Genomic DNA, 23,654 nt, shown 5'->3' with positions numbered 1-23,654 from the left:
GACCCGAGGTGGCAAGAAACGGCACCATCGCCGCAATCGACGTCGGCACCACCAAAGTATGCACCGTCGTGGGCGAGGTAGTGGAAGAGGGCTCGCTGCGGATCCTCGGCGTGGGCGTCTCACCGGCGAGAGGGTTCAGCCGCGGGATGGTCGATAACATCCGCGACGCCACGCAGTCGATACGTGACTCGGTGGAGAAGGCGGAGCGCTCCAGCGGCACGCGCATCCTCTCCGCGCACGTCGGCATCGCCGGCTCGCACATACAATCGCTCAACAGCCGCGGCATCGCCGCTATCGCCGACCGTCATCATCCCATCTCCGTCGACGACATAGACCGCGTCCTCGAAGCCGCCCGCGTCGTCAACCTGCCCTCCAACCGTGAGGTGCTCCACGCCGTGCCCCGGCGCTACGTCGTCGACGGGCAGGACACCGTCAGCGACCCCGTCGGCATGCACGGCCAGCGGCTGGACGTGGAGACGCACATCGTGACCGCTTCCGTGACGGCGATGCAGAACATCGGCAAGTGCGTCGAGGGCGCCGCCGTCGAGGTCGAAAGCCTGATACTGGAGCCGTTGGCAAGCGCCGAGGCGGTGCTCGAAGAGGAGGAGAAGAAGCAGGGCGTCGTCGTCGCCGACATCGGCGGCGGCACGACGGGGATAGCGCTCTTCCTGGAGGGCGCCGTCCATCACACTGCCGTCCTCCCTGTGGGCGGCAACCATCTCACCCGCGACCTCGTCGTCGGGCTGCGCTGCCCCTACCACGTCGCCGAAGAAGCGAAAGCGAGCCACGGGCATGCCATCCCCAGCATGGTGGACGCGAACGATTCGGTCGATCTCGACTGCTTCGGCTCGGAGCGCCAGAAGACGGTGCCGCGGCGCCGGCTCTGCGAGATCTTGCAGGCCCGCAGCGAGGAGATTATCGAGATGGTGATGGGCGAGGTCAAGCGCTCCGTGCACGACGACATACTGTCGGCGGGCGTCGTGCTGACGGGCGGCACCGCGAACCTGCGTGGCATCGATATTCTGGCGGAACAGATCACGGGGCTGCCGGTGCGGGTGGGCGTGCCGGGCCATTTGCAGGGGCTATCGGAGACGCTGTCCGACCCCGCCTACGCGACGAGCGTAGGCCTGTTGCAGTGGGCGCTCAAAGAGAACAGCCTGCTTTACGAGGGGAAGCGTTCGGGCGCAAACCTGGCGTTGGGCGGCATCTTCCGACGCTTCGGCCAGTTTATAAGGGTGCTGATCCCGGAGTAATCCGAAAGCAAGACGAAAGGAGGCGACGGTGACGCTAAGAGAGGGAACAGACAATCTTCCTCCCATCAAGGTCGTGGGGGTGGGAGGCGGCGGCTGCAACGCTGTCAGCCGCATGGCATCGGAACGGATCCCGGGGGTGCAGCTTGTGGCCGTCAACACGGACGCGCAGGCGCTCGCCCATACGGAGGCCCAGGTGCGCATACGCATCGGCGACCGGCTCACGAAAGGCCTCGGTGTGGGCGGCGACCCCGCGAAGGGGCTGCGCGCCGCCGAAGAAAGCCGCGAGGAGCTGTTCGACGCCGTCAAGGGCGCGGAAATGGTGTTCATCACCGCCGGCATGGGGGGCGGCACCGGTACCGGCGCCTCCACCATCGTCGGCGAGGTCGCCCGGGAGGCCGGCGCCCTCACCATCGCCATCGTCACCAAACCTTTCGCTTTCGAGGGCGCGAAGCGGCGCTTCCAGGCGGAGGACGGCATCACCCACCTCCGCGACAAGGTCGACGCGCTCATCGTCATCCCCAACGACCGCCTGCTGGCGGTATGCAGCCCCGACGTCAGCGTCCCCGAAGCGTTCCGCATGGGCGACGAAGTCCTCCGTCAGTCCATCCAGGGCATATCGGAGATCATCACCGTCCCCGGCGACATCAACCTCGACTTCGCGGACGTGCGCAAGATCATGGCGGAAGCGGGCCCCGCCCTGCTCGCCATCGGCCGCGGCTCGGGGGAGAACCGCGCCGTCGAGGCGGCGAGAGCGGCGATCACGAGCCCCCTCCTCGATACCAGCATCAGCGGCGCCAAAGGAGTGCTGTTCAACGTGACGGGGTCGCGGAGCATCGGCCTGCACGAGCTGAATATGGCGGCGCAGGTCATCGCCGAGGTGGTCGACCCCGACGCCGAGGTCATCTTTGGAACGGCGACGGACCCCGACCTGGGCGACGAGATAAAGGTAACGCTCATCGCCACCGGCTTCACGCCCGCCGAGAGCCAGACGACGGAGGCGGGGGAGACGCGGATCAGACAACTCCACGTCCAGCCCCTTCAGACGATAGGAGACACAGAGTTGCCAACCTTCCTTCGCCGCACGGTCTCGTTGCGGTAAGGGGGCGCAAATACTGGATAGAAAGGAGGTATCTGTCCAGCCGAGCAACCAGGTCCCCGAAAGGATTCGGGAGCTGAAAGCGCCTCACTGAGTGGAGAGCGAGGCGCTGGGGCCGCGGGTGGCGTTCGGGGAGATGCGCCGCCCGCGGCCGTCATCCTTCACAAATCTTTCATACGCCATTATACGGTCATCCTCAACTTTATGTCGATGACGCCCTGAATCTACGCGCCACACCCTTCAATCTGACCGAATTGACAAAACGGTTTGACAACTTTACCACAATATATAGAAAGAAAAAGCTTGACAGGCACAAGATGTTGTGCTATCAACAGGGTTGTCTCTAGTTTGTGAAGGGACGGTAGCCGGAGGATGCGCTGCCCCTACTGCGGCTTTCAGGACTCGAGAGTCATCGACTCGCGTGAAAGCGACGAGGGGGTTCGCCGTCGCCGAGAGTGCGTCTCCTGCGGCGAGCGCTTCACCACCTACGAGCGCCCGCAGGCCACCGGACTCATGGTGGTGAAGAAGGACGGCCGCCGCGAGGAGTTCACGCGCGAGAAGCTCCTCCTCGGCATACGCAAGGCCTGCGAGAAGCGGCCGCTCGCCATCGGCAGGCTGGAGGCGATCGTCGACGGCATCGAGTCGGCGCTCTACGAGCAGGGGATGGCGGAGGTCTCCAGCCGGCAGATCGGCGAGATGGCGATGGAAGAGCTGCGCGGCCTCGACCAGATAGCGTACATCCGCTTTGCCAGCGTCTACCGCCAGTTCGAGGACATCGACGAGCTCAAGGACGAGCTGCGCATTCTGGAAGAAACGCCGGCTGGGACGCGCGGCGGGCAGCAGCCGCCGCTTATCCCCGAAGAAGACCTGGGCGCGCTCGCGCGGCCCGCCAGCTTTAGCGCGTTGACAGCAAGAAGAGGCACGGCCCGCCGGGCAGGGCGAAGAGCGGGGCCGCCTCGTCGGTTGCCGGTAGGGCGAAAGGACTCGCCTCTCCGTCAGTCGAATGAGGCGGCCCAGGAGATAATCCCTTGAGACGCGATGGAAGGGGGGCGAAGTGTCACATCAATGTCGAGTGCTGAACGGCGACGGAGAGCTCATTGCCTCCGGCGTCGGCGACGTTAGTGAGGAGCGGCCGGAGATCACCTTCCGGCCCGCTATCGATACCTATCTCATCGATAAGACGAGCGCGCCCCTCTTCATGGAGCTGGACGACGGGCGACGGCTCGAACTCGAGCGCAAGTACATGCGCTTCCGCCTGTACGACGCCGACGGTGAGCGTAGGGAGATATACCGCTTCCGGTATGTGGTCGGGGAGCAGCCACATTCCATAGCATCGGGCCAGTAGCGAACTACCCTCTTCGAGGGCCGCTTCTCTCATCCGCAGGCATAACGATTCTTGAACGGCGGCGAGTCATGACGACGGTAACAGACAGACCATCCGCGGCGGCTATCGGAATCAAGCGCTTTTTCACGCGCCCCGGCACGCACCCCTACGACGAAATCGAGTGGGAGATCCGCACCGCCGTGATCATCGGCGAGGACGGGCAGCCCGTCTTCGAGCAACAGGACGTCGAGATGCCGAAAGAGTGGTCGCAGCGGGCGACCAACGTCGTCGTCTCCAAGTATTTCCGCGGGCCGCTTGTGAGCGACACGGTGGTCCACCACCGCCACGGCGAGATCAAGCGCGAGACCAGCGTCCGCCAGCTCATCGACCGCGTCGTGAATACGATCACCGCCTGGGGGAGGAAAGACGGCTATTTCGCAACGGAGGACGAGGCGCAGACCTTCTCCGACGAGCTGACTCATCTCATCCTCCATCAGACCGCGACCTTCAACAGCCCCGTCTGGTTCAACGTCGGCGTGGAAGAGAAGCCGCAGTGCTCCGCCTGCTTCATCCTCTCCGTCGAGGACACGATGGACTCGATCCTCGAGTGGTGCCGCACAGAAGGGATGATCTTCAAGGGCGGCTCCGGCTCCGGCGTCAACCTCTCGCGCCTGCGCTCCTCGCGCGAACCCCTCTCGACCGGCGGTCTCGCCTCCGGCCCCGTCTCCTTCATGCGCGGCGCCGACGCTATCGCCGGCTCCATCAAGTCGGGCGGAAAAACAAGACGGGCAGCGAAGATGGTCATTCTCAACGCCGAGCATCCCGACATAATCGAGTTCATCGAGTGCAAGTCGAAGGAGGAGCGCAAGGCCTACGCCCTGGGCGAGGCCGGCTACGACCTCTCGCTCGACGGCGAGGCATGGACATCGATACAGTTCCAGAACGCAAATAACTCCGTCCGCGCCACCGACGAGTTCATGCGGGCGGCCGTCGAAGACAAAGAGTGGGCGCTGCGGGCGGTCACCACCGGCCAGACGCTGGAGACGCTGCCCGCGCGCGACCTGCTGAGAAAGATCGCGGAGGCGGCCTGGGCCTGCGGCGACCCCGGCATGCAGTTCGATACCACGATCAATGAGTGGCACACCTGCCCCAACAGCGGCCGCATCAACGCCTCCAATCCCTGCTCCGAGTACATGCACGTCGACGACTCCGCCTGCAACCTCGCCTCGCTCAACCTGATGCGGTTTCTCGACGAGGCGGGCCGGTTCGACGTCGAGGCGTTCCGGCAGGCGGTGGCAGTCATGATCACGGCCCAGGAAATAATCGTCGGCAACGCCGCCTACCCAACGCCCAAGATAGCGGAGAACGCGGAGCGTTTCCGCGCCCTCGGCCTCGGCTACGCCAACCTGGGCGCGCTGCTGATGGCGCTCGGCCTCCCTTACGACTCCGACGCCGGCCGCGCCTTCGCCGCCGCCGTCACCGCCCTGATGACCGGCCACGCCTACGTCGCGTCGGCGCAACTGGCGGCGCGCATGGGGCCGTTCGCCGAATTCGAAAAGAACCGCGCTCCCATGCTCCGCGTAATCGAGAAGCACGCCCGAGCGCTGGAAGAGGTGGATGCCTCGCTGCTCCCCGAAAACCTTTCGGAAGCGGCGCGCGCCGCCTGGGACGAGGCGCTCCAGCTGGGCAGGACACACGGATACCGCAACGCCCAGGTCAGCGTCCTCGCGCCTACGGGCACGATCGCGTTCATGATGGACTGCGATACGACGGGCATCGAGCCCGACATCGCCCTCGTGAGCTACAAGCGGCTCGTCGGCGGCGGCATGATCAGGATGGTGAACCGTATCGTCCCCATCGCGCTGCGGCGCCTCGGCTACTCGGACGAGCAGATCGAGGAGATCGTGGCGCACATCGACGCCGAAGGGCACATGGAAGGGGCGCCGCACATCAAAGAGGAGCACCTGCCCGTTTTCGATTGCGCGCTCTGCACGAAGGGAACGCGCTGCATCGAGCCGATGGGGCATGTCCGGATGATGGCGGCCGTGCAGCCGTTCATCTCCGGCGCCATCTCCAAGACGGTCAACCTGCCCAACAGCATAAGCGTCGACGAGGTGATGGAGACGTTCGTGGAGTCGTGGCGGCAAGGGCTGAAAGCGATCGCCGTCTACCGCGACGGCTCGAAGCGGACCCAGCCGGTGAGCACGGACAAGGGCGGCGAAGCGCCGAAGCAGAAGCCGGTGCGACGCCGCCTCCCCGACACGCGCCACTCCATCACCCACAAGTTCTCCATCGAGGGGCACGAAGGGTACATCACCGTCGGCACGTACGAGGACGGGTCGCCGGGGGAGATATTCATCACCATGGCGAAGGAAGGGAGCACGATCTCGGGGATGATGGACGCTTTCGCCACCTCGATATCGCTCACTCTGCAGTACGGCGTGCCTTTGAAGGACCTGGTGAACAAGTTCAGCCACATGCGCTTCGAGCCTGCGGGCCGCACGCAAAACCGCGAGATACCGGTGGCGCAATCGGTGGTGGACTACGTGTTCCGCTGGCTGGGGTCGCAGTTCCTGAGCGAGGACGAGAAGGCGGAGCTGGGCATCCTGTCGGAGGAGGTGCGGGCGCGGCTGGCGGCGGAGTACGCGCACCAGGGCCAGTTTGTGATCGAGGTGAACGGCGGCGGGCGCAACGGCCAGGACGACGCGCCGCCGTGCATGAACTGCGGCTGGATAATGACTCGCAGCGGCACGTGCTATCGCTGCGAGAACTGCGGGAGCACGAGCGGGTGCTCGTAGAGTTGGTCGCCGCCGGCCAGTTCCCCTCCCCCGCCACCAGTTAGGCCGACGGCGGGTTCCGGAAGTGGCGTCCTCGAGCCCTCGGGGACGCCACTTCGTCCCCGCCGGCGAAGTGATAAACTGAAGTGATGAGACTCCCGCAGGACCGGCAGGAAGCCGGCGCGCGTCGGAGGTGAACCATGGCGAAAGCAGTCAAAGAACGCGAGGGCGTCCAGCTCTCCGAAAACGCCCGCGTCGTGCTGGAACGACGCTACCTGGCGAAGGACGACCGCGGACGGATAATCGAGACGCCGGGTGAGCTCTTCCGTCGCGTCGCTCACGCCATCACTGAGGCGGAGACGGCGTACGGCGCGTCGCCCGCCCAGACGGCGGAATGGGAGGCGCGCTTCTACGACATCATGACCGACCTCCGCTTCCTCCCCAACTCGCCTACGCTGGGCAACGCCGGCCGCCCCCTCCAGCAGCTCGCCGCATGCTTCGTCCTCCCCGTCGGCGACTCGATGGAGGAGATCTTCGGGGCGATACGCGACATGGCGATCATCCACAAAAGCGGCGGCGGCACCGGCTTCTCGTTCAGCCGCCTGCGCCCCGCCGGCGATATGGTGCGCACGACGGCGGGACTCGCCAGCGGCCCCGTCTCCTTTATGAAGGTCTTCGACGCGGCGACAGAGGCGATCAAACAGGGCGGCACGCGCCGCGGCGCCAACATGGCGATCCTCTCCGTCACCCACCCCGACATCGAGCAGTTCATCACCGTCAAGGCCGACATGCAGACGCTCACGAACTTCAACATCTCCGTCGCCGTCAACGAGCCGTTCATGAGGGCGGTGGAACGCAACGAGGAGTACGACCTCGTCAACCCGCGCACCGGCGAAGTGACGGGACGCCGCCGCGCCCGCGACATCTTCCGCATGATCGTCGAGAACGCCTGGCTCAACGGCGACCCCGGCCTCGTCTTCCTCGACCGCGTGAACAAGGACAACCCGACACCGCACCTCGGCGCCATCGAGGCGACGAACCCCTGCGGCGAACAGCCGCTGCTGCCCTACGAGTCGTGCAACCTGGGCTCGATCAACCTGTCGAAGTTCGTCAAGCGGAAGAGGGGCGCACGGGCGACCGACGGGACGACCACCCTCGATGTCGACTGGGAGGCGCTCAACGAGACCATCTCCGTCGCCGTGCGCTTCCTTGATGACGTGATCGACGTAAACCGCTACCCTGTGCCCCAGATCGAGGAAATGACAAAGAAGACGCGCAAGATCGGCCTCGGCGTCATGGGCTGGGCCGACCTCCTCTTCCAGCTACGCATCCCTTACGACTCGGAAGAGGCGCTGCGCCTCGGTGAGCGGATGATGGCCTTCATCCAGGAGAAAGCGGACGACGCCTCTGAAGAACTGGCGCGCGAGCGGGGCGTCTTCCCGGCGTGGGAGGGCAGCATTTACGCCCGCAAAGGCTCCGGGCGCCGCCTCCGCAACTCGACGCGGACGACGGTGGCGCCCACCGGCACGCTCTCCATAATCGCCGACTGCTCGGGCGGCATCGAGCCCGCGTTCGCTCTCGCCTTCACCCGCCAGCATTTCCTCGATCCGAGGCGCCCGGAGCGCACCGTCCAGCTCACCGAGATCAACCAGCACTTCGAGCGGGCCGCGCGCGAAAACGGCTTCTACTCCAGGCGCCTCATCGATGAGCTGGCGGCGGGCCGCCCGCTGAAGGGCCGCTCCAACGTGCCCGAGTGGGCGCAGCGCGTCTTCGTCACCGCCCACGACGTGACGCCCGAGTGGCATGTGCGCATGCAGGCGGCCTTCCAGCGCCACACGAACAACGCCGTCAGCAAGACGATAAACTTCCGCCAGGACGCCACGGTCGAGGAGGTCGAGAAGGCCTATCTGCTAGCCTACCGCGAAGGCTGCAAGGGTATAACGGTATACCGCGACCGCTCGCGCGAGCTGCAGGTGCTGTCGCACGCGACCACGCGCGGCCCCGAGCAGGCGGAGGCCGCCGCCGCCGAGCGCTTGCTGGCGCCGGCGCCCCTACCCGAGCGCAGGCCCGGTCAACCCTACCGCCGCCGCCTGCCGGACGAGCGCGAATCGATAACGCACAAGTTCCGCGTCGGCGACCAGGAAGGGTACATCACCGTCGGCCTGTTCGAGGACGGGAAGCCGGGCGAGGTCTTCGTGACCATCTCCAAGGAAGGCTCAACGATACGGGGTCTCATGGACTCGGTGGCGGTGCTGACGTCGCTCGCGCTGCAGTACGGCGTGCCGGTCGAGGACCTGTCGCGGAAGTTCGGCGGCGTGCGTTTCGAGCCGCACGGCTTCACGAACAACCCCGATTTGCCGCAAGCGACGTCAATTGTCGACTATATCTTCCGCTGGCTGGAGCAGCGCTTCGGCGAGGAGCGGCCGGCGCGGCGCCGTCGTGCGAGGGCGCGAAAGGGGGCGCACACCGGCGGGTCGCGGGCCCAGACGGGGGACATCAGCACGGGGGTAGCGTGCCCTGACTGCGGCTCGCTCCTTGTGTTCGCAGAGGGGTGCCTTGTGTGCCGCTCCTGCGGCTACGAGAAGTGCGGCTAACGGCCGGCGCCGCCGGAGAAAGGGACAGGGCCCTTGTACTACGAGCAGAAGCCGCCCGAGGAGAAGCCGCCGGGCTGCCTCGACGTGCTGGTCCTGACGCGCGCCGCCTTCGCGGTGCTCATGTGGCCCCTGCTCGCCCTCTTCGCGGCGATGGCAGGACTCATCCTCGTGATATACCTGTTCCTCGTGAACCCCGTGCTCGCCCTCATACCCATCGCCCTGCTCCTGCTGGCGGCCCTGGCGGTCGCCCGCTGGGAACGAAGACGTTTCACTCCCCCCAAACGGTAGGCTTCCCGATATGACACTAGCCGACGACGTCGCCTTCCTCGACCTGAAGCAGCGCATCGCCGGCAACCTGCGGCGGCTCAGGGAGCGCATAGCCGCCGCCTGCGAGCGCTCGGGGCGCTCCCCCGACGAGGTGACGGTCGTCGGCGTGACCAAGGGGTTCCCTGTGAGCGCCGTCGTCGCAGCATACGAGGCGGGACTCCGCGACCTGGGCGAAAACCGCGTCCAGGAGGCGGCGACCAAGTTCGAGGCGGCGGCCGCGCTGGGGGCGCGCGCCGGTCTCGAGCAGTCGCTTGTCGAGCGTCCGCGCTGGCACATGGTGGGGCACCTGCAGTCGAACAAGGTAAAGACAGCCCTGAGGGTGTTTGATATAATCCACAGCGTGGATTCGCTCCGTCTGGCGGAGTTGGTCTCGCGGGAGGCGCGCGCGCCCGTGCCCGTCCTCTTCGAGGTGAACGTGGCGGGCGAGGAATCGAAGTTCGGTCTCGCGCCCGACGACGCCCCCGGGGTGCTGGCGCGGGCGCGCGCGCTGCCGAACATCGACGTCCTCGGGCTCATGACCGTCGCCCCCATCACAGACGACCCTGAACGCGTGCGCCCCGTCTTCCGGCGTCTACGGGAACTCGCGCGGTCGCTTGGCCTGCTGCATTTGTCGATGGGGATGACGGACGATTTCGAGGTCGCGATCGAAGAAGGGGCAACGATGGTCCGCATTGGACGCGCCATCTTTGGGGAGCGGCCGAACGCGTTCGAGATGCCGCGTCCGAGCGAGGGGTGACAGGAGAAGAAATGCGAATCGCTTTCATCGGCGGCGGGACGATGGCGGAGGCGATGGTGAGCGCCTTCCTGCGGGAGAATGCCGTCCGGCCATCCGATATCGTCGTCGCCGACGTCGCGCCGGAGCGGCTGCGGCACCTGCGCGACGCCTACGGCGTCACCGCCGCTTCCGGCAACGTCGAGGCGCTCGAGGGCGCTGACATCGTTGTCTTCGCCGTCAAGCCGGGGCAGTTCCCGGCCGCCGCCGCGGAGCTGAGCGGCAAGCTGAAGCCGGAGCAGACCGTCCTGTCCATCATGGCCGGCATCACTATCGGCGCAATTCGCGGCGCCCTCCGCCATCTTGCCGTCGTGCGCGCGATGCCCAACACCGCCGCCCAGGTGGGCGAAGCCGCGACCGCGTGGACGGCGGCAGCGGACGTGACGTCGGACGCGCGAGAGCGGGTCGGCGGCCTCCTGCGGGCGCTGGGGAGCGAGGTCTACTTCGACGACGAGAGGTACATCGACATGGCGACGGCGGTATCGGGGAGCGGCATCGGCTTCGTCTTCGTGCTCATGGAGGCGTTCATCGACGGCGCGGTCCACATCGGAGTGCCGCGTCAGGCGGCGGCGGAGATGGTGGTGCAGACCTTTGCCGGCGCCGCCCGCCTCGCGCGGGAAAGCGGGAAAACGGCGGCTGAGCTTCGCGCACTCGTCACGACGCCCGGCGGCACGACGGCGGAAGGGCTGCTGGCGCTCGAGGCGGCGGGAGTGCGGGCGGCCATCGCCGAGGCGCTCATCGCGGCGTACGAGAAATCGAAGTCTTTAGGGAGCGGTCCTGCAACATGAGCTTGCTGGTGCGTTTCGTCGAGATCTTCACTTCCATCATGATCGCGGCCATATTCATCCGCGCCGTCCTCTCGTGGTTCATGCTCGACCCGCGAAACCCCCTGGTGAACGCCCTCGACCAGATAACGGAGCCGATACTGGAGCCGCTGCGGCGCGTCGTGCCGCGACTGGGGATGATCGATATCACGCCGATGGTGGCGATACTGATACTGATACTCATACAGCGGCTGGTCGCAAGCTACGCCTAGCCCCCTTCACCCGCCATTCCTCTCAGCGATACAACGCTCCATCCGCCGCCGAACCTCTTCCGTCGCCAGCCCGTCAACCGCCACCAGCTTGTCGCGCGAAGCCCGCCCGCGCACGAGCCGCAGCGACGACACGGGAACGCCCAGCGCGTCTGCCAGCAGGCGCAGCACCGCCTCGTTGGCCTTCCCCCGCTCGGGAGGAGCGGTAACCCGCATCGATACCGTCTCGCCGTCCCAGCCGTCGATCTCCGTCGATCGTGCCCTGGGCGTCACCCGCAGCTTGAGCGTCACGTCCGCCATGCGCCTATCTTCGCCCACGCGCCCGCGCCGCTCAACCATCGGACTTATGAATCGCGCGGTCAGGGGGAGCAGGGAGAGGTTAGCCCGCCTCAGGAAGCGGCGTTAAGGGCGTCCTTCAGCGTGAGAGCGCCCTCGTACAGGGCGCGGCCGAGGATGACCCCTTCGACGCCGATCTCGGCCAGACGCCGCACGTGGTCGACGCTGCTCACGCCGCCGGAAGCGATGACGGGTACGTTCACCACCCTGGCGGCGCGTTCGATGGCGACGAAGTTCGGCCCCAAGAGCGTGCCGTCGCGGGCGATGTCGGTGTAGACGAAACGGGAAACGCCCAGCCCGGCAAGCCGCCGCATCAGCTCCTCGGCATTCTCGCCCGACTGCTGGAGCCAGCCCCTGATCACGATCTGCCCGCCGCGGGCGTCCACAGCGACTACGACGGCGCCGGGAAAGGCCTCGCAGGCGCTGGCTACAAGCGGCTCGTCCTCGACCGCCGCCGTCCCGAAGATCACCCGGTCGACGCCCGACTGAAGATAGCGTCCGATGGCCTCGACGGTGCGGATGCCGCCGCCCACCTGGCAGGGAACGCTCACGGTGCGGGCGATTTCCCTGATGACCGTATCGTTCACGGGCACTCCCTCGCGCGCGCCGTCGAGGTCGACGAGGTGAAGACGGGTCGCGCCCTCTTTCTGCCAGCGCCGGGCGATGGAAACGGGGTCGTCGGAGAAGACGGTCTCGCGGGCATAGTCGCCCTGATAGAGACGGACGCACCGCCCGCCGCGGATGTCAATGGCAGGGATGATCTCGATCACTCTACCTCCCGGTCGCGAGCGTCCTGTCCCGGCTGCGCTCCGCGGCCCAGGCCAGGAAGTTACGGTAGAAGCGCAACCCCACGTCGCCGCTCTTCTCGGGGTGGAACTGGGTAGCGACGATGTTATCTCGCGCGACGACGCTCGGGAAAACGACTCCGTAGTCGGTCTCGCCGATCACGACGGCATCGTCGTCCGGCGCCGGGTAGTAGCTGTGGACGAAGTAGAAGTACGAGCCGTCGGGGATGCCCTCGAAGACGGGGTGGCGATGCCTTTGGTCGACGGTGTTCCAGCCCATCTGCGGCACCTTGAGGCCGGGGGGCAGACGCCGCACCCGGCCGGGTATGACGCCCAGACAGGCGTGCTCACCGCCTTCTTCGCTGACAGTGAGGAGCGCCTGCATCCCCATGCATATGCCAAGGAAGGGGCGTCCCGAGGCCAGAAAGCCGAGGACGGGCTCAACCAGGCGCCGCTCCCGCAGGTTGCGCATCGTGTCGGCGGCGGCGCCCACACCGGGCACGATGAGGCAGTCCGCCGACGCCACGTCGGCCGGGTTGCTGCTGATGGCCGCGCGATAGCCGGCGTGGTCGGCGGCGCGCTCGACGCTGCGCAGATTCCCCGCTCCGTAATCGACAACCACGATACGCATTTCCAGACCTCGGTTTCTTATTCTAACACAGCAACATGCACCGTTCTGTTAAGAGTGCGTTACGCCTGCTATACTCGATTCGAAGCGCTTATCATCCTCATTGGAGCGTCGGAAATGGCCGAAGACGTTGCGCTGCAAGAGGCAAAACAACGGGTCGAAGAGCTGCGCTCGCTCATCTCCTACCACGACTACCGCTACTACGTCCTCGATAGCCCGGAGATAAGCGACGCCGAGTACGACGAGCTGATGCGCGAGCTGCGGTCGCTCGAGCAGCGCTTTCCGCAGCTCATCACGCCCGACTCGCCGACGCAACGGGTGAGCGGGCAGCCGGTGGAAGCGTTCGGAATAGTCCAGCACCGGTTGCCGCTGCTCAGCCTCGCGAACGCCTTCAACGAAGAAGAACTGCGCGCCTGGCACCGTCGCGCCACCGCCCTCTCCGGTCGCGACGACTTCGCGCTGGTGTGCGAGCCGAAGATGGACGGGCTGGCGGTGGCGCTGGTGTATGAGGGCGGCCGCTTCGTGCAGGGGGCCACGCGCGGCGACGGCTGGCGCGGCGAGAACATCACCGAGAACCTGCGCACCATCCGCAGCATCCCGTTGAGCGTGGGCAGGGACGCGCCGTCGCGCTTCGAGGTGCGCGGCGAAGTGTACATGACGAAGAAGGGGTTCGAGCGCCTGAACGAGGAGCGCGCCAACGAAGGCCAGCCGCTCTTCGCCAACCCGCGCAACGCCGCCGCCGGCTCCGTCCGCCAGCTCGACCCGCGCGTGACCGCCCGCCGACCTCTCGATATCTTCGTGTACCAGCTCGGCTGGTCGGAAGACTCGGCGCCGCGCTCGCACTGGGAATCGCTCAAATGGCTGGGTTCGCTGGGGTTCCGCACAAACCCCGGCAACCGCCTCGTGAACACGATCGACCAGGCGCAAGAGGTGGGGAAGGAGTTGCTCGAACAGCGGGAACGGCTCGACTACGACATCGACGGCATGGTGGTGAAGATCGACGACATGGAGCTGCACGACCGCCTCGGCGTCGTCGGGCGCGAGCCGCGATGGGCGATCGCGTACAAGTTCCCCGCCATCCAGGCCACAACGAAGCTCGTCGACATCGGCGTGAACGTGGGTCGCACGGGCAGCCTCAACCCCTACGCCGTCCTCGAACCGGTGAAGGTGGGCGGCGTCACGATCAAGCTGGCCACCCTCCACAACGAGGACGACATCCGGCGCAAGGATATCCGCGTCGGCGACACGGTCATCGTGCAACGCGCGGGCGACGTCATTCCGCAGGTCGTCGGGCCGGTGGTCAGCCTGCGGACGGGGAAGGAGCGCGAGTACAGGATGCCGGAGCGCTGCCCGTCATGCGGCGCGCCCGTGTACCGCGAGGAGGGCGAGGCGATGAGCTACTGCCCCAACGCAGCCTGTCCGGCGCAGGCGTTCCGGCAGCTCGAGCATTTCGTCTCCCGCGGGGCGATGGACATCGAGGGCATCGGCGAGAAGCTGGCCGCCGCCCTCATGCAGGCAGGCCTCGTGAAAGACCCCGCCGACGTGTACTACCTCAAGATGGAACAGCTCGTCGGCCTCGAGCGCATGGCGGAAAAGAGCGCCCGGAACGTGCTCGACGCAATCGAAGGGAGCAAGGAGCGGCCGCTGTCGCGCGTGATCTTCGCCCTCGGCATCCGGCACGTGGGCAGCGAGGTGGCGGAAATCCTGGCGCAGGAGTACGGCAGCCTCGACGCCCTGGCGAACGCGAGCGTCGAGGAGTTGCAGTCTATCCCCAGCATCGGGCCCAAGATCGCTGAGAGCATCCGCGCCTACTTCCAGGTCGAGGGCAACCGGCGGCTCATCGAAAAGCTGCGGAAAGCGGGCGTCCGCCTTGAGGGTGAGCGGGCCGGGCGGCCGGCGGAAGGGCCCCTCGGCGGACAGCAGTTCGTCGTCACCGGCACGCTGAGCAGCTTCTCGCGCGCGGAGGCGGAGGAGAAGCTTGAGCGACTGGGGGCTAAGACAGGCTCCAGCGTGACCCGCAAGACCGACTACCTGGTGGTGGGCGAGAACCCGGGCTCGAAGCTCCAGAAGGCGCAGCAGTACGGCACGAAGACGCTATCGGAAGAGGAGTTCCTGGAGCTGCTCCGCCGCCACGGCGCCGCCTAGGCGATTGGCCCGGAGAAGGGAAAGACGAAGGTCGCTTGCGGCCGGACGACGCTTCAGGAGCGGGACGGGGCTTGCCCGCCTGCCGGCCGGGCAGGCTTGCGGCCCGGCGGGGCATCAGCAGGTCGACCGGTAACCATTCGGAATGGGTTCCCACAACTCGTTCAACAGCGCGAAAGCCGCTGAGGTGCTTCATGTGTTCAGCTTTGGATAGGGTTTCGGCCCATTCCTAAGCGCTAAGCAGACTTCTTTTTCTCCCCCTCTTCTCTTCACGCCGCGCCTGGGCTATAATGCCCTTCGCGCTGTGTGGCGTAATTCCCGCCACGCCAGGGAGAGGCATCTTGATCAACCCGCTCTCCGCCCTGCTCGGCCTCTTCTCTCACGACATCGGGGTCGACCTGGGCACCGCCAATACTATGGTCATGGTCAAGGGGCGCGGCATCGTCATCGACGAGCCGTCCGTCGTCGCCATCGACCGCGTCTCCAAGAAGATCCTCGCCATCGGCGCTGAGGCCAAGCGGATGGTCGGCCGCACCCCCTCGAACATAATCGCCGTCCGGCCCATGCGCGACGGCGTCATCTCCGACTTCCAGGTCACCGAGCGCATGCTCCAGTACTTCATACGCACCGTGCACGAGCGGTCGGGGTTCGGTATTCCGCGGCCGCGCGTCGTCATCGGCATCCCCAGCGGCGTGACCGAGGTGGAGAAGCGGGCCGTCCACGACGCCGCCCTTAACGCCGGCGCCCGCGCCTGCTACCTGGTCGAGGAACCGATGGCGGCGGCCATAGGCTCCGGCCTCCCGATCATGGAGCCCAGCGGCTGCATGATCGTCGACATCGGCGGCGGCACGACCGAGGTAGCGGTCATCGCCCTCGGCGGCATCGTCGTCGCCACGTCGATACGCGTCGCCGGCGACGAGATGGACCAGGAGATCATGGCCTACGCCCGCCAGGTCCACAACCTGCTCATCGGCGAGCGGACGGCGGAGGAGATAAAGATCGAGGCAGGATCGGCGTTCGCGCTGGAGGAAGAGAGTACCGTCGTGCTACGCGGACGCGACCTCGCGACGGGCCTCCCGAAATCGGTCGAGGTGAGCACCGTCGAGATCCGCGACGCCCTCTCCGGCTCGATAAGCGCCATCGTCGACGCCGTGCGCTCCACCATCGAGATAACGCCGCCCGAGCTGGTGGCGGACCTCATGTACCGGGGGATCGCGCTCGCGGGCGGAGGCGCCTTGCTGCGCGGCCTCGACCGGCGGCTGGCGCAGGAGACGAAGTTCCCCGTATACGTCGCCGAGGACCCGCTGAGCTGCGTCGTGCGCGGCACGGGGGAGGTGCTGGAGGAGGCGGCGCTGCTGGCGAAAGTGCAATCGAACCTGGCAGCGAGGAAGCCGCTGCGCTAGGCTTCCACCCCCTGTTCGCCCTGTTTCTCCGCTTGCGGCATCCCCCGCGCTGCTCTACTCTAGCGACGCTGTGAATGGAAGGAACGTGCGACCTTGACCTCGCGGCCCGTGCACTGGACAGCGGCGCTTCTCGTCATCAGCGTTGCGCTCATCGCCGGTTCGCGGTGGGGCGTCCTCGACCCCGTGGAAGAGTGGACGCACCGCGCCATCTCTCCGCTCCAGCGCGGGCTGAGAAACGTTTCCGACCCCATCGCCGACTGGCTGTCGAACGTGACCGAAGTGGGCGAGCTGTCGGACGAGAACAAGGCGCTGCGCGAGGAAAACGAAAAGCTCAAAGAGGAGCTGACGCGGCTGCGCGAGAGCGAGATACGCTTCGAGCAGCTCGAGGAGCTGCTGCGCATCGAGCAGGCCCACCCGGAGGAGGAGTACCTGGCGGCGAACGTCCTGGCGAAAGACCCCAGCAACCTGAAGGAGCTGGTCGCCATCGACCGCGGGAAGCGCGACGGCCTTCGCGAGGGGATGGTGGTGGTCAGCGAAGGGCACAGCCTTGTCGGAACGGTGACGGCCGTGCTTGAGAACCACGCCTGGGTCACCCTCATAACCGACCCCAACAGCGCCGTCTCCGCGATGGTGCAGGAGTCGCGGGCGCAGGGCGTGGTAACGGGGAGCTACAACCACACGCTCTCGATCGAGTTCGTCTCTCAGGGCGCGGCCGTGAACGAAGGCGACGTCGTGGTGACGTCGGCAATCGGAGGGCATTATCCGGCGGGACTTGTCATCGGCGAGGTTACGGCGGTGGAGAGCACCCGTCAGGAGCTGTTCAAGAAGGTCTCGGTGCAGCCGCTGGCCCGCCTGGGTCACCTGGAAACGGTGCTCGTGCTGACGAGCTTCTTGCCGCTGGAGCTTGTGGGGCCATGAGGTACTGGCTTGCGGCGGCGCTGCTGCTGGCGGCCGCCCTCCTGCAATCGGCCGTGCTGCCATCGTTCCCCATCTTCGGGGCAACGCCGAACTTGGTGCTGATCGTCCTCGTGAGCTGGGTCGTGCTGCGAGGACAGCGGGAAGGACTTATCGTCGTGCCGCTGGGCGGCCTCGCGCTCGGCCTCGTCGATGGGCAACCGATGGGCGTCGCCCTGCTGGCCGTGTCCCCGCTGATACTGCTGGCGGAGGTGCGCGAGGCCCGCCTCACGGAAAGCGACGTCCTTCTTTCGATAGTGATGGTGTTCGTCTCCGCTATGGTCTACGAGACCATCTTTTTGGTAACCTTGGCACTCAGAGGGGAGACGGTGCAGTGGTGGGAAAGCTTCTTCTGGGTCACCCTGCCGGTATCGATAGTAAGCTCTTTGTTTACGCCGCCGCTGTACTGGCTCGTCAACTGGATGAGCAGAGACCTGCGAAGAGCCCGCAGCCTGCGATAACCTGAGCGGGTTTTCCAGCGTGCAGAACAGGGAGTGTCGATGCGGCTCTTCAGACAGCAGCAAAGACGCTGGCGCTCGCCGAAGAGCGAACCATTAAGCGACGCCGAACGGCTAAGGGACAAGTTCTTCTACTTCCGTCTCCTCGTCCTCACGGCGTTCGCGGTCCTCACGCTGCAACTCCTGCGCCTGCAGGTGTTCGAGGGCGAGGCCTACCAGCAGCGGGCGGAGAACAACCGCCTGCGCGTCGTCCCCGTCATGCCCTCGCGCGGCCTCATCTTCGACCGCAACGGCGTCCCTCTGGTCGAGAACGTCCCCCGCTTCTCTGTCGGCGTTGTCCCCGCCGACCTGCCGGAGGAGAAGGAGGAGCCGGTGCTCCAGTGGCTGGAGAAGCTGCTCGGCGTCTCCCCGGCCGACGTATCGAAGGACCTGGAAGAGAGACGCTCGAGCAATGACCCCTACACGCCGCTGATCGTGAAATCGGGCATCGAGCCGGAGAAGGCGTTCGCCGTGCGGGAGGCCGAGGCCGAGCTGGCGGGCGTCCGGCTGGTCGTCGAGCCCGTCCGGCGCTACGGGGGACAGCCCGTGCTTTCGCACATTCTCGGCTACGTGGGACAGGTGGCGGACTACGAGTACGAAGAGCTGAAGTCGAAGGGCTACGGCATGAACGACCGCGTGGGCAAGTCCGGCGTGGAGCTCCAGTACGAGGAGGTGCTGCGCGGGACGCCGGGCTACCGCCAGGTGGAGGTCGATGCCAGCGGCCGCGAGATCTCGACGCTCGATTCGTCGCCCGCGGTGCCCGGGAACAGCCTCGTGCTATCCATCGACCTCGATCTGCAACAAAAGACGGCGGAGATCCTGCAGGCCGCCATGGGCGACTCCCTCAACGCGGTCGCGGCGGTGATGGACGTGCACACCGGCGAGCTGCTGGCGCTGGTCTCGCTGCCCGGCTTCGACGACAACATGTTCACAGACATCACGGAGGAGCAGTTCAGAGCGCTGCTCGACGACCCGCGCAAGCCGCTCGTGAACCACGCCATCTCGGAGGTATACCCGCCGGGAAGCACGTTCAAGCAGATCACAGCGTCGGCAGCCCTCCAGGAGGGGGTGGCGAACGCGGGCACGACGATCACCAGCCACGGATCGATCACCGTGCCCAACGAGTACGACCCGAGCATCCTCTACGTCTTCCGCGACTGGTCGGCGCTGGGGACGCTCAACTTCTACGGCGGCGTGGCCATGTCCTCCGATGTGTACTTCTACTACCTGGGCGGAGGGTACTACGAAAACGGCGTGGAGCTGTTCCGCGGCCTCGGCGCAGAGCGCCTCGCGGAGTACTGCCGTCGCTTTGGTCTGGGCAGACCGACGGGCGTCGACTTGCCCGGCGAGGCCGAGGGCAACGTGCCCGACCCGGAGTGGAAGGAGCGCGAGCTGGGCGAGGGCTGGTTCATCGGCGACACGTACAACTTCAGCATCGGACAGGGGTACGTGACGACGACCCCGCTCCAGATGCTGCAAGTCACGGCCGCGGTCGCCAACGGCGGCCACGTGATGCTGCCGCGGGTGGTGAGGGAGATCATCGATCCGGCTGGCAACACCGTCGTCCCCTTTGTGCCGCGGGTCACGGGAGAGACGGGCGTCAGCGACGAGAACCTGTCGGTGCTGCGGGAAGGGATGCGACAGGCGGTGAGCTGGGGCACGGCGACGACGGCTGCCGCATCGAGCGTGAGCGTGGCAGGCAAGACCGGCACGGCGGAATTCGGGCCCGACCTCGGCGGCGGCCACTACGCCACCCACGGCTGGTTCACCGGCTTCGCCCCCGCGAACGACCCGCAGGTCGCGGTCGTCGTCTTCCTCGAGAAAGGGAACGGCGCCAAGAACGCCGCACCCATCGGTGGCCAGATTCTCAACTACTTCTTCAGTCGGAAGAGCGCGGGGTAGCAATTTGTACGTCCGGCACATCCGCAACTTCGACCTCGTCCTGCTGCTTACGAGCCTGGCGCTCGTGGCCTACGGCATCATCCTCATCTACAGCGGCAGCCTCCCCAGCTACGAGAGCGCGGCAGAGACCCTGGCAAACCCTGTTGCGCGCCAGATCACCTTCGCCGTCCTGGGGGTGGCCGTCATGCTGCTGGCGACGCGGACGGACTACCACCTGTGGGGCTACGCCGCCGGCCTCCTGTACCTGCTGTCCATCGCCACCCTCCTGTTCGTCCTCGTCCTCGGCGACGCCATATACGGCTCGCGGCGCTGGATCGAGATCGGCGGGACGCAGGTGCAGCCGTCGGAGATAACCAAGCTGGCGCTGATCATCGTGCTCGCCAAGTACCTCAGCGACCGCCAGGAGCGCCTGGGCGAACTCAAGGTCTTCCTCACCTCGCTGGGGATAGCGTTGCTGCCGACGCTGCTCGTTTTCGCCGAGCCCGACCTCGGATCGGCGGTGATCCTGCTCGCGATCTGGCTGTCGATGATTATCATCGCCGGGGCGCGGTCGGCCCACATCCTCGGTCTCGCCGGCGCACTGCTGGCGTCGCTGCCCTTCATCCTGATAGCCCTCATCACCGACTATCAGCGCGAGCGCATCCAGACGTTTCTCGACCCGGAGAGCGACCCGCTGGGTTCGGGCTTCAACACCTTACAGGCGGAGATCGGCATTGGCTCCGGCGGGTGGTTCGGGAAAGGGCTGACGGAGGGGACGCAGACGCAGCTCGACTATCTGCGGACGCAGACGACCGACTACATATTCAGCGTGCTGGGGGAAGAGCTCGGCTTCGTGGGGGCGATGGTGCTGTTCGCGCTGTTCGTGGTGTTGCTGCTGAGGGCGCTGCGGACGGCGCGGCTGTGCCAGGATCCGTTCGGGCGCCTGACGGCGATAGGGATCGTCGCCTACATCCTGTTCCAGGTGTTCATCAACGTGGGGGTCAACATCCGGTTGCTGCCGGTAACCGGGATCCCGCTTCCGTTCATCAGTCAGGGGGGCAGCTCGCTGATCACGTTGTTCATCGCCCTGGGGATATTACAGAGCATCCGCATCCACCAGCGCTTGCGCCCGTGGTGACCGGCGCCGCCCGCCGCTGTGCGCGCGATGAATCGCGCCGCCAAAGCCGCAAGAGACACGGCGGAGGGACGAACTGCGCGGCCGTTCTCGCGGCCGCGCTTCACAGGGGACACGTTTCGGGAGGGCTGAAGCCCTCCCCTACATTGTGAACAACAGCATGGAAAACAAGACCGTCAGGAAGCGGTGAGGGACATGCCGCGGCGGAACGCGGCGAGGTTCGTCTCCAGCCGCTCGCCCGCAAAGCTGTCGCGCAGCTCCGCCTCGAACGCCGCCGCGCCGATCGGCAGCAGTCCCGCGCCCACGAGCGCGCCCATCATGATGATGTTCGCCAGGATCGGCGCCCCCATCTCGAGCGCGATCTCCGTGGCGTCGACCACCCAGCACTTGCTCGACAGCGCTTCGAGGGTCGACTGTATCTGCTCCGGCGATGGGTAGACGCCTTCGCCGGTGGTGACGGCGACGGGGAAGATGGGGCGCGAGTTGGTGATGACGACGACCTCCGAGTTGCCATACTGCGAGAGGACGCGCATCGTCTCCAGGGGCTCGAGGCCGAGGACAATGTCGGCCTGGCCCTGCGCGATCAGCGGCCCGTACTGGGTGTCGCGAGACACGCGCAGGTGGCTCATGACGGCGCCTCCCCGCTGCGACGCGCCGTACGTCTCGCCGATGGTCGCGTGGTAGCCCTCGCGAACGAGCGCCTTGCCCACGAACTGCGACAGCAGGACGTTCCCCTGGCCACCGACGCCGGTGATTATTATGTTCAGCGGGTCCTTGTTCTTCGTCATTGGGCAGCCTCTCTGATAATCGCCCCCGCCGAGCAGATGTCGGCGCAGACGCCGCACCCCGCGCAAATCACCTCGTCGATACGGGCGGCGCCCTTCGCCGCGTCCCATATCAGGCCGGGGCACTGGAAGACGCGCGTGCAGAGGCGTGCGCAGCCGCAGGTCTCGCCGATGCACTTCTCCTGGTCCACCCGCATGACGTAGGGCGCCTTCTCGCGACGCGCCCGCACGAGCTGGCACTCGCGCCGCGATACCAGCACCCTCACCTTGCCATCGTCCTCCAGCAGGTCGAGCAGCTTCTCCGTCGTGCCCTGAAGATCGAACGGGTCCGTGACCTCGGTGCGGACGCCGAGGGCGCGGCAGACGTCGGCGATGTCGATGGCGGGCGCGGGCCCGCCGGTGGCGGTGCGTCCCGTCCCGGGGTGAGGCTGGAAGCCGGTCATGGCGGTGGCGCTGTTATCGAGCACCAGCAGGATGTAATCGGCCTTGTTGTAGATGCCGCTGATAAGCGCCGGGATCGTCGCGTGGAAGAAGGTGGAGTCGCCGCAGGCCGCGATGACCGGCTGCTTGAAACCGAGGCCCTTCAGGTTGCCGAAGCCGCACGCCATGCCCGCCGCCGAGCCCATCGCCTGCGCCGTCTTGAGCTGCCAGAAGCCGGTGGGCCCGACGGCCATCGTGTAGCAGCCGATATCGCCGGTCACGAAGCCGTCGCGTCCGTCGAGCTTGAGGGCGTTCTTGACCGACCAGAACGTCGCGCGGTGTGGACAGCCGGCGCAGAACCCGACCATGCGCGGGTGGACGAAGAACGAAGTGAGGGCAAGCGCCTTCTGCGAGTAGTCGGGGTCGACGGGCGCGTGCTCGATATCGAGAATCTTCGCCAGCGCCGCCGTCACGATGTCGGGGTTGATCTCGCCCGCCGACGGGATGTGGCCGCTGCGCTTGCCGTAGAACTTCTTCGGGCCGACGGCGGCCGGGTCCTCGCCCACGAGCTCCTTGAGGTTATTCTCGAGGAAGGGGTCGATTTCCTCGACGACGAGCACCTTCTCGGCGCGGGCCAAGTTCCGGCGCACCAGCTTCTCCGGCAGGGGCCAGGTCGTGCCCAGCTTGAGGATGCCGACGCGGTCCTCCGCCTTCAGCGCCCGCACGGCCTCGATGGAGTAGAACCAGCCGCTGCCGCACGTGGCGATGAGCAGTTCGGGCTTCTCGGGGCCCTGGTACCAGTTGAAGGGCGCCTCCTCGAAGACCTCGCGGATGCGCTCCTGCCGCTGGTGAGCGGCCATGTGCTTGGGAGGCGCCGGGATCGCCGTGTACTGGAGGGGCACGTCGACGGTGAAGCGCGCTTCCCGGTTAGGGGGCAGGCGCTCGCCGATGCGCACGTCGCCGCGGGCGTGGGAGGTGCGCGTGACGCCGCGGAGCAGGAACATCGTCTTGAACTGCTCCGAGAGCTCGAACGCCCAGCGGGTCATGTCCTTCTCTTCCTGGAAGGTCGCCGGTTCGAGGAGGGGGACGCAGGCCCACTTCGCGACCGGCCGCGAGTCCTCCTCTTCGGTGCTGGAGAGTGCGCCGGGGTCGTCGCAGGTAACGAGGACAAGGCCGGCTTTTGTGCCCGTCACGTTCAGCCCCATGAGGAAGTCAAGGACGACGTTGAGCCCGTTGTGCTTCATGGCGCAGATAGACCGCACGCCCGCGAATGCGGCGGCAGCAGCGGCTTCCAGCGCCACCTTTTCGTTGATCGACCACTCGACGTAGATGCCGGCGTCGGCGGCCACGTCCGCGAGGGTGCCGATTATCTCCGACGACGGGTTCCCGGGGTAGGCGCTGGCGAAGCCGATGCCGGCCTCCAGCGCGCCCCTGGCGATCCCCTCGTTGCCCATGAGGAGCTGGGCGGTGCCCGCTTCGAACGTCGCTACGTTTGCCATGTCAGCAGCCCCT

General features: G+C 66.6%; 20 protein-coding genes and 1 pseudogene. 16 read left to right on the top strand and 5 right to left on the bottom strand.

Annotated features, from left to right (window positions below; translation table 11 throughout):
• Nucleotides 1–8 precede the first annotated feature (8 nt).
• The 10 genes and pseudogenes from ftsA (at nucleotide 9) to QME71_04620 (ending at nucleotide 11,179) form a co-directional block, all read left to right on the top strand.
• Entirely contained in the window at nucleotides 9–1,253 is a 1,245-nt protein-coding gene (gene ftsA / locus QME71_04665) for a cell division protein FtsA (GenBank protein ID MDI6857592.1), read from the top strand.
• Between the two features lie 28 nt (nucleotides 1,254–1,281).
• Nucleotides 1,282–2,352 (top strand): cell division protein FtsZ, encoded by a 1,071-nt coding sequence (gene ftsZ, locus QME71_04660; protein ID MDI6857591.1) that lies wholly within the window; start codon nucleotides 1,282–1,284, stop codon nucleotides 2,350–2,352.
• 369 nt (nucleotides 2,353–2,721) lie between these two features.
• Nucleotides 2,722–3,162 (top strand): annotated as a pseudogene (nrdR, locus tag QME71_04655) (transcriptional regulator NrdR).
• A 241-nt stretch (nucleotides 3,163–3,403) separates the two neighbouring features.
• Nucleotides 3,404–3,694 carry a hypothetical protein gene (locus tag QME71_04650; GenBank protein MDI6857590.1) on the top strand — a complete coding sequence of 97 codons (291 nt, stop codon included), beginning with the start codon at nucleotides 3,404–3,406 and terminating at the stop codon, nucleotides 3,692–3,694.
• A gap of 68 nt (nucleotides 3,695–3,762) precedes the next feature.
• A complete protein-coding gene (locus tag QME71_04645; GenBank protein ID MDI6857589.1) occupies nucleotides 3,763–6,471 on the top strand; it encodes a vitamin B12-dependent ribonucleotide reductase in 2,709 nt (902 codons plus the stop codon).
• Between the two features lie 179 nt (nucleotides 6,472–6,650).
• Nucleotides 6,651–9,044, top strand: coding sequence for a vitamin B12-dependent ribonucleotide reductase (locus QME71_04640; protein MDI6857588.1), 2,394 nt, complete (start codon nucleotides 6,651–6,653; stop codon nucleotides 9,042–9,044).
• A gap of 33 nt (nucleotides 9,045–9,077) precedes the next feature.
• On the top strand, nucleotides 9,078–9,332 hold the full coding sequence (locus tag QME71_04635; protein MDI6857587.1) for a hypothetical protein: 255 nt from the start codon (nucleotides 9,078–9,080) through the stop codon (nucleotides 9,330–9,332).
• A gap of 10 nt (nucleotides 9,333–9,342) precedes the next feature.
• Complete coding sequence (locus QME71_04630; GenBank protein ID MDI6857586.1) at nucleotides 9,343–10,107, top strand: YggS family pyridoxal phosphate-dependent enzyme; 765 nt, start codon at nucleotides 9,343–9,345, stop codon at nucleotides 10,105–10,107.
• An 11-nt stretch (nucleotides 10,108–10,118) separates the two neighbouring features.
• Nucleotides 10,119–10,931 (top strand): pyrroline-5-carboxylate reductase, encoded by an 813-nt coding sequence (proC, locus tag QME71_04625; GenBank protein MDI6857585.1) that lies wholly within the window; start codon nucleotides 10,119–10,121, stop codon nucleotides 10,929–10,931.
• On the top strand, nucleotides 10,928–11,179 hold the full coding sequence (locus QME71_04620; GenBank protein ID MDI6857584.1) for a YggT family protein: 252 nt from the start codon (nucleotides 10,928–10,930) through the stop codon (nucleotides 11,177–11,179). The genes proC and QME71_04620 overlap by 4 nt, the downstream gene beginning before the upstream one ends.
• A 6-nt stretch (nucleotides 11,180–11,185) precedes the next feature.
• Here the strand turns inward: QME71_04620 and QME71_04615 are convergent, their stop codons facing one another.
• From QME71_04615 to hisH, 3 genes are all read right to left on the bottom strand, one after another.
• A complete protein-coding gene (locus tag QME71_04615) occupies nucleotides 11,186–11,494 on the bottom strand; it encodes a DUF167 domain-containing protein (protein MDI6857583.1) in 309 nt (102 codons plus the stop codon).
• Nucleotides 11,495–11,565: 71 nt separating this feature from the next.
• Nucleotides 11,566–12,279, bottom strand: coding sequence for a 1-(5-phosphoribosyl)-5-[(5-phosphoribosylamino)methylideneamino]imidazole-4-carboxamide isomerase (gene hisA / locus QME71_04610; GenBank protein MDI6857582.1), 714 nt, complete (start codon nucleotides 12,277–12,279; stop codon nucleotides 11,566–11,568).
• 4 nt (nucleotides 12,280–12,283) lie between these two features.
• Complete coding sequence (gene hisH, locus QME71_04605) at nucleotides 12,284–12,928, bottom strand: imidazole glycerol phosphate synthase subunit HisH (GenBank protein MDI6857581.1); 645 nt, start codon at nucleotides 12,926–12,928, stop codon at nucleotides 12,284–12,286.
• A 114-nt stretch (nucleotides 12,929–13,042) separates the two neighbouring features.
• Between hisH and ligA the strand changes: the two genes are divergently transcribed.
• From ligA to rodA, 6 genes are all read left to right on the top strand, one after another.
• Nucleotides 13,043–15,070: an NAD-dependent DNA ligase LigA gene (gene ligA / locus QME71_04600; protein MDI6857580.1), complete on the top strand. Its 2,028-nt coding sequence runs from the start codon at nucleotides 13,043–13,045 to the stop codon at nucleotides 15,068–15,070.
• A gap of 335 nt (nucleotides 15,071–15,405) precedes the next feature.
• Nucleotides 15,406–16,470: a rod shape-determining protein gene (locus QME71_04595; protein MDI6857579.1), complete on the top strand. Its 1,065-nt coding sequence runs from the start codon at nucleotides 15,406–15,408 to the stop codon at nucleotides 16,468–16,470.
• Between the two features lie 93 nt (nucleotides 16,471–16,563).
• A complete protein-coding gene (gene mreC / locus QME71_04590; protein MDI6857578.1) occupies nucleotides 16,564–17,388 on the top strand; it encodes a rod shape-determining protein MreC in 825 nt (274 codons plus the stop codon).
• The gene (gene mreD, locus QME71_04585; GenBank protein MDI6857577.1) at nucleotides 17,385–17,885 is read left to right on the top strand and encodes a rod shape-determining protein MreD; all 501 of its coding nucleotides are present in this window, start codon (nucleotides 17,385–17,387) and stop codon (nucleotides 17,883–17,885) included. The genes mreC and mreD overlap by 4 nt, the downstream gene beginning before the upstream one ends.
• 39 nt (nucleotides 17,886–17,924) lie before the next feature.
• Complete coding sequence (gene mrdA, locus QME71_04580; GenBank protein MDI6857576.1) at nucleotides 17,925–19,823, top strand: penicillin-binding protein 2; 1,899 nt, start codon at nucleotides 17,925–17,927, stop codon at nucleotides 19,821–19,823.
• A 4-nt stretch (nucleotides 19,824–19,827) separates the two neighbouring features.
• Nucleotides 19,828–20,940, top strand: coding sequence for a rod shape-determining protein RodA (rodA, locus tag QME71_04575; protein MDI6857575.1), 1,113 nt, complete (start codon nucleotides 19,828–19,830; stop codon nucleotides 20,938–20,940).
• Between the two features lie 173 nt (nucleotides 20,941–21,113).
• On the opposite strand, the gene QME71_04570 is transcribed toward rodA, so the two are convergent.
• Nucleotides 21,114–21,725, bottom strand: a complete 612-nt coding sequence (locus QME71_04570) for an indolepyruvate oxidoreductase subunit beta (protein ID MDI6857574.1) — start codon at nucleotides 21,723–21,725, stop codon at nucleotides 21,114–21,116.
• The gene (locus tag QME71_04565) at nucleotides 21,722–23,641 is read right to left on the bottom strand and encodes a thiamine pyrophosphate-dependent enzyme (protein MDI6857573.1); all 1,920 of its coding nucleotides are present in this window, start codon (nucleotides 23,639–23,641) and stop codon (nucleotides 21,722–21,724) included. Before QME71_04565 ends, QME71_04570 begins: the two co-directional genes overlap by 4 nt.
• Nucleotides 23,642–23,654: the final 13 nt, after the last annotated feature.

It is taken from the genome of Dehalococcoidia bacterium (genome assembly GCA_030018455.1).
In the GTDB taxonomy this organism is placed as follows: Bacteria; Chloroflexota; Dehalococcoidia; order DSTF01; family JALHUB01; genus JASEFU01.
The sequence above is the reverse complement of the archived record's forward strand: the minus strand, read 5'-3'. Positions and strand labels throughout refer to the sequence as shown.

Bases quoted from the DNA above. Each gene is read 5' to 3' on its own strand.
- QME71_04645 (MDI6857589.1), top strand. From the start codon at position 3,763: ATGACGACGGTAACAGACAGACCATCCGCGGCGGCTATCGGAATCAAG.
- QME71_04640 (MDI6857588.1), top strand. From the start codon at position 6,651: ATGGCGAAAGCAGTCAAAGAACGCGAGGGCGTCCAGCTCTCCGAAAAC.
- QME71_04630 (MDI6857586.1), top strand. From the start codon at position 9,343: ATGACACTAGCCGACGACGTCGCCTTCCTCGACCTGAAGCAGCGCATC.
- proC (MDI6857585.1), top strand. From the start codon at position 10,119: ATGCGAATCGCTTTCATCGGCGGCGGGACGATGGCGGAGGCGATGGTG.
- QME71_04620 (MDI6857584.1), top strand. From the start codon at position 10,928: ATGAGCTTGCTGGTGCGTTTCGTCGAGATCTTCACTTCCATCATGATC.
- hisH (MDI6857581.1), bottom strand. From the start codon at position 12,928: ATGCGTATCGTGGTTGTCGATTACGGAGCGGGGAATCTGCGCAGCGTC.
- ligA (MDI6857580.1), top strand. From the start codon at position 13,043: ATGGCCGAAGACGTTGCGCTGCAAGAGGCAAAACAACGGGTCGAAGAG.
- mreD (MDI6857577.1), top strand. From the start codon at position 17,385: ATGAGGTACTGGCTTGCGGCGGCGCTGCTGCTGGCGGCCGCCCTCCTG.
- mrdA (MDI6857576.1), top strand. From the start codon at position 17,925: ATGCGGCTCTTCAGACAGCAGCAAAGACGCTGGCGCTCGCCGAAGAGC.
- QME71_04570 (MDI6857574.1), bottom strand. From the start codon at position 21,725: ATGACGAAGAACAAGGACCCGCTGAACATAATAATCACCGGCGTCGGT.
- QME71_04565 (MDI6857573.1), bottom strand. From the start codon at position 23,641: ATGGCAAACGTAGCGACGTTCGAAGCGGGCACCGCCCAGCTCCTCATG.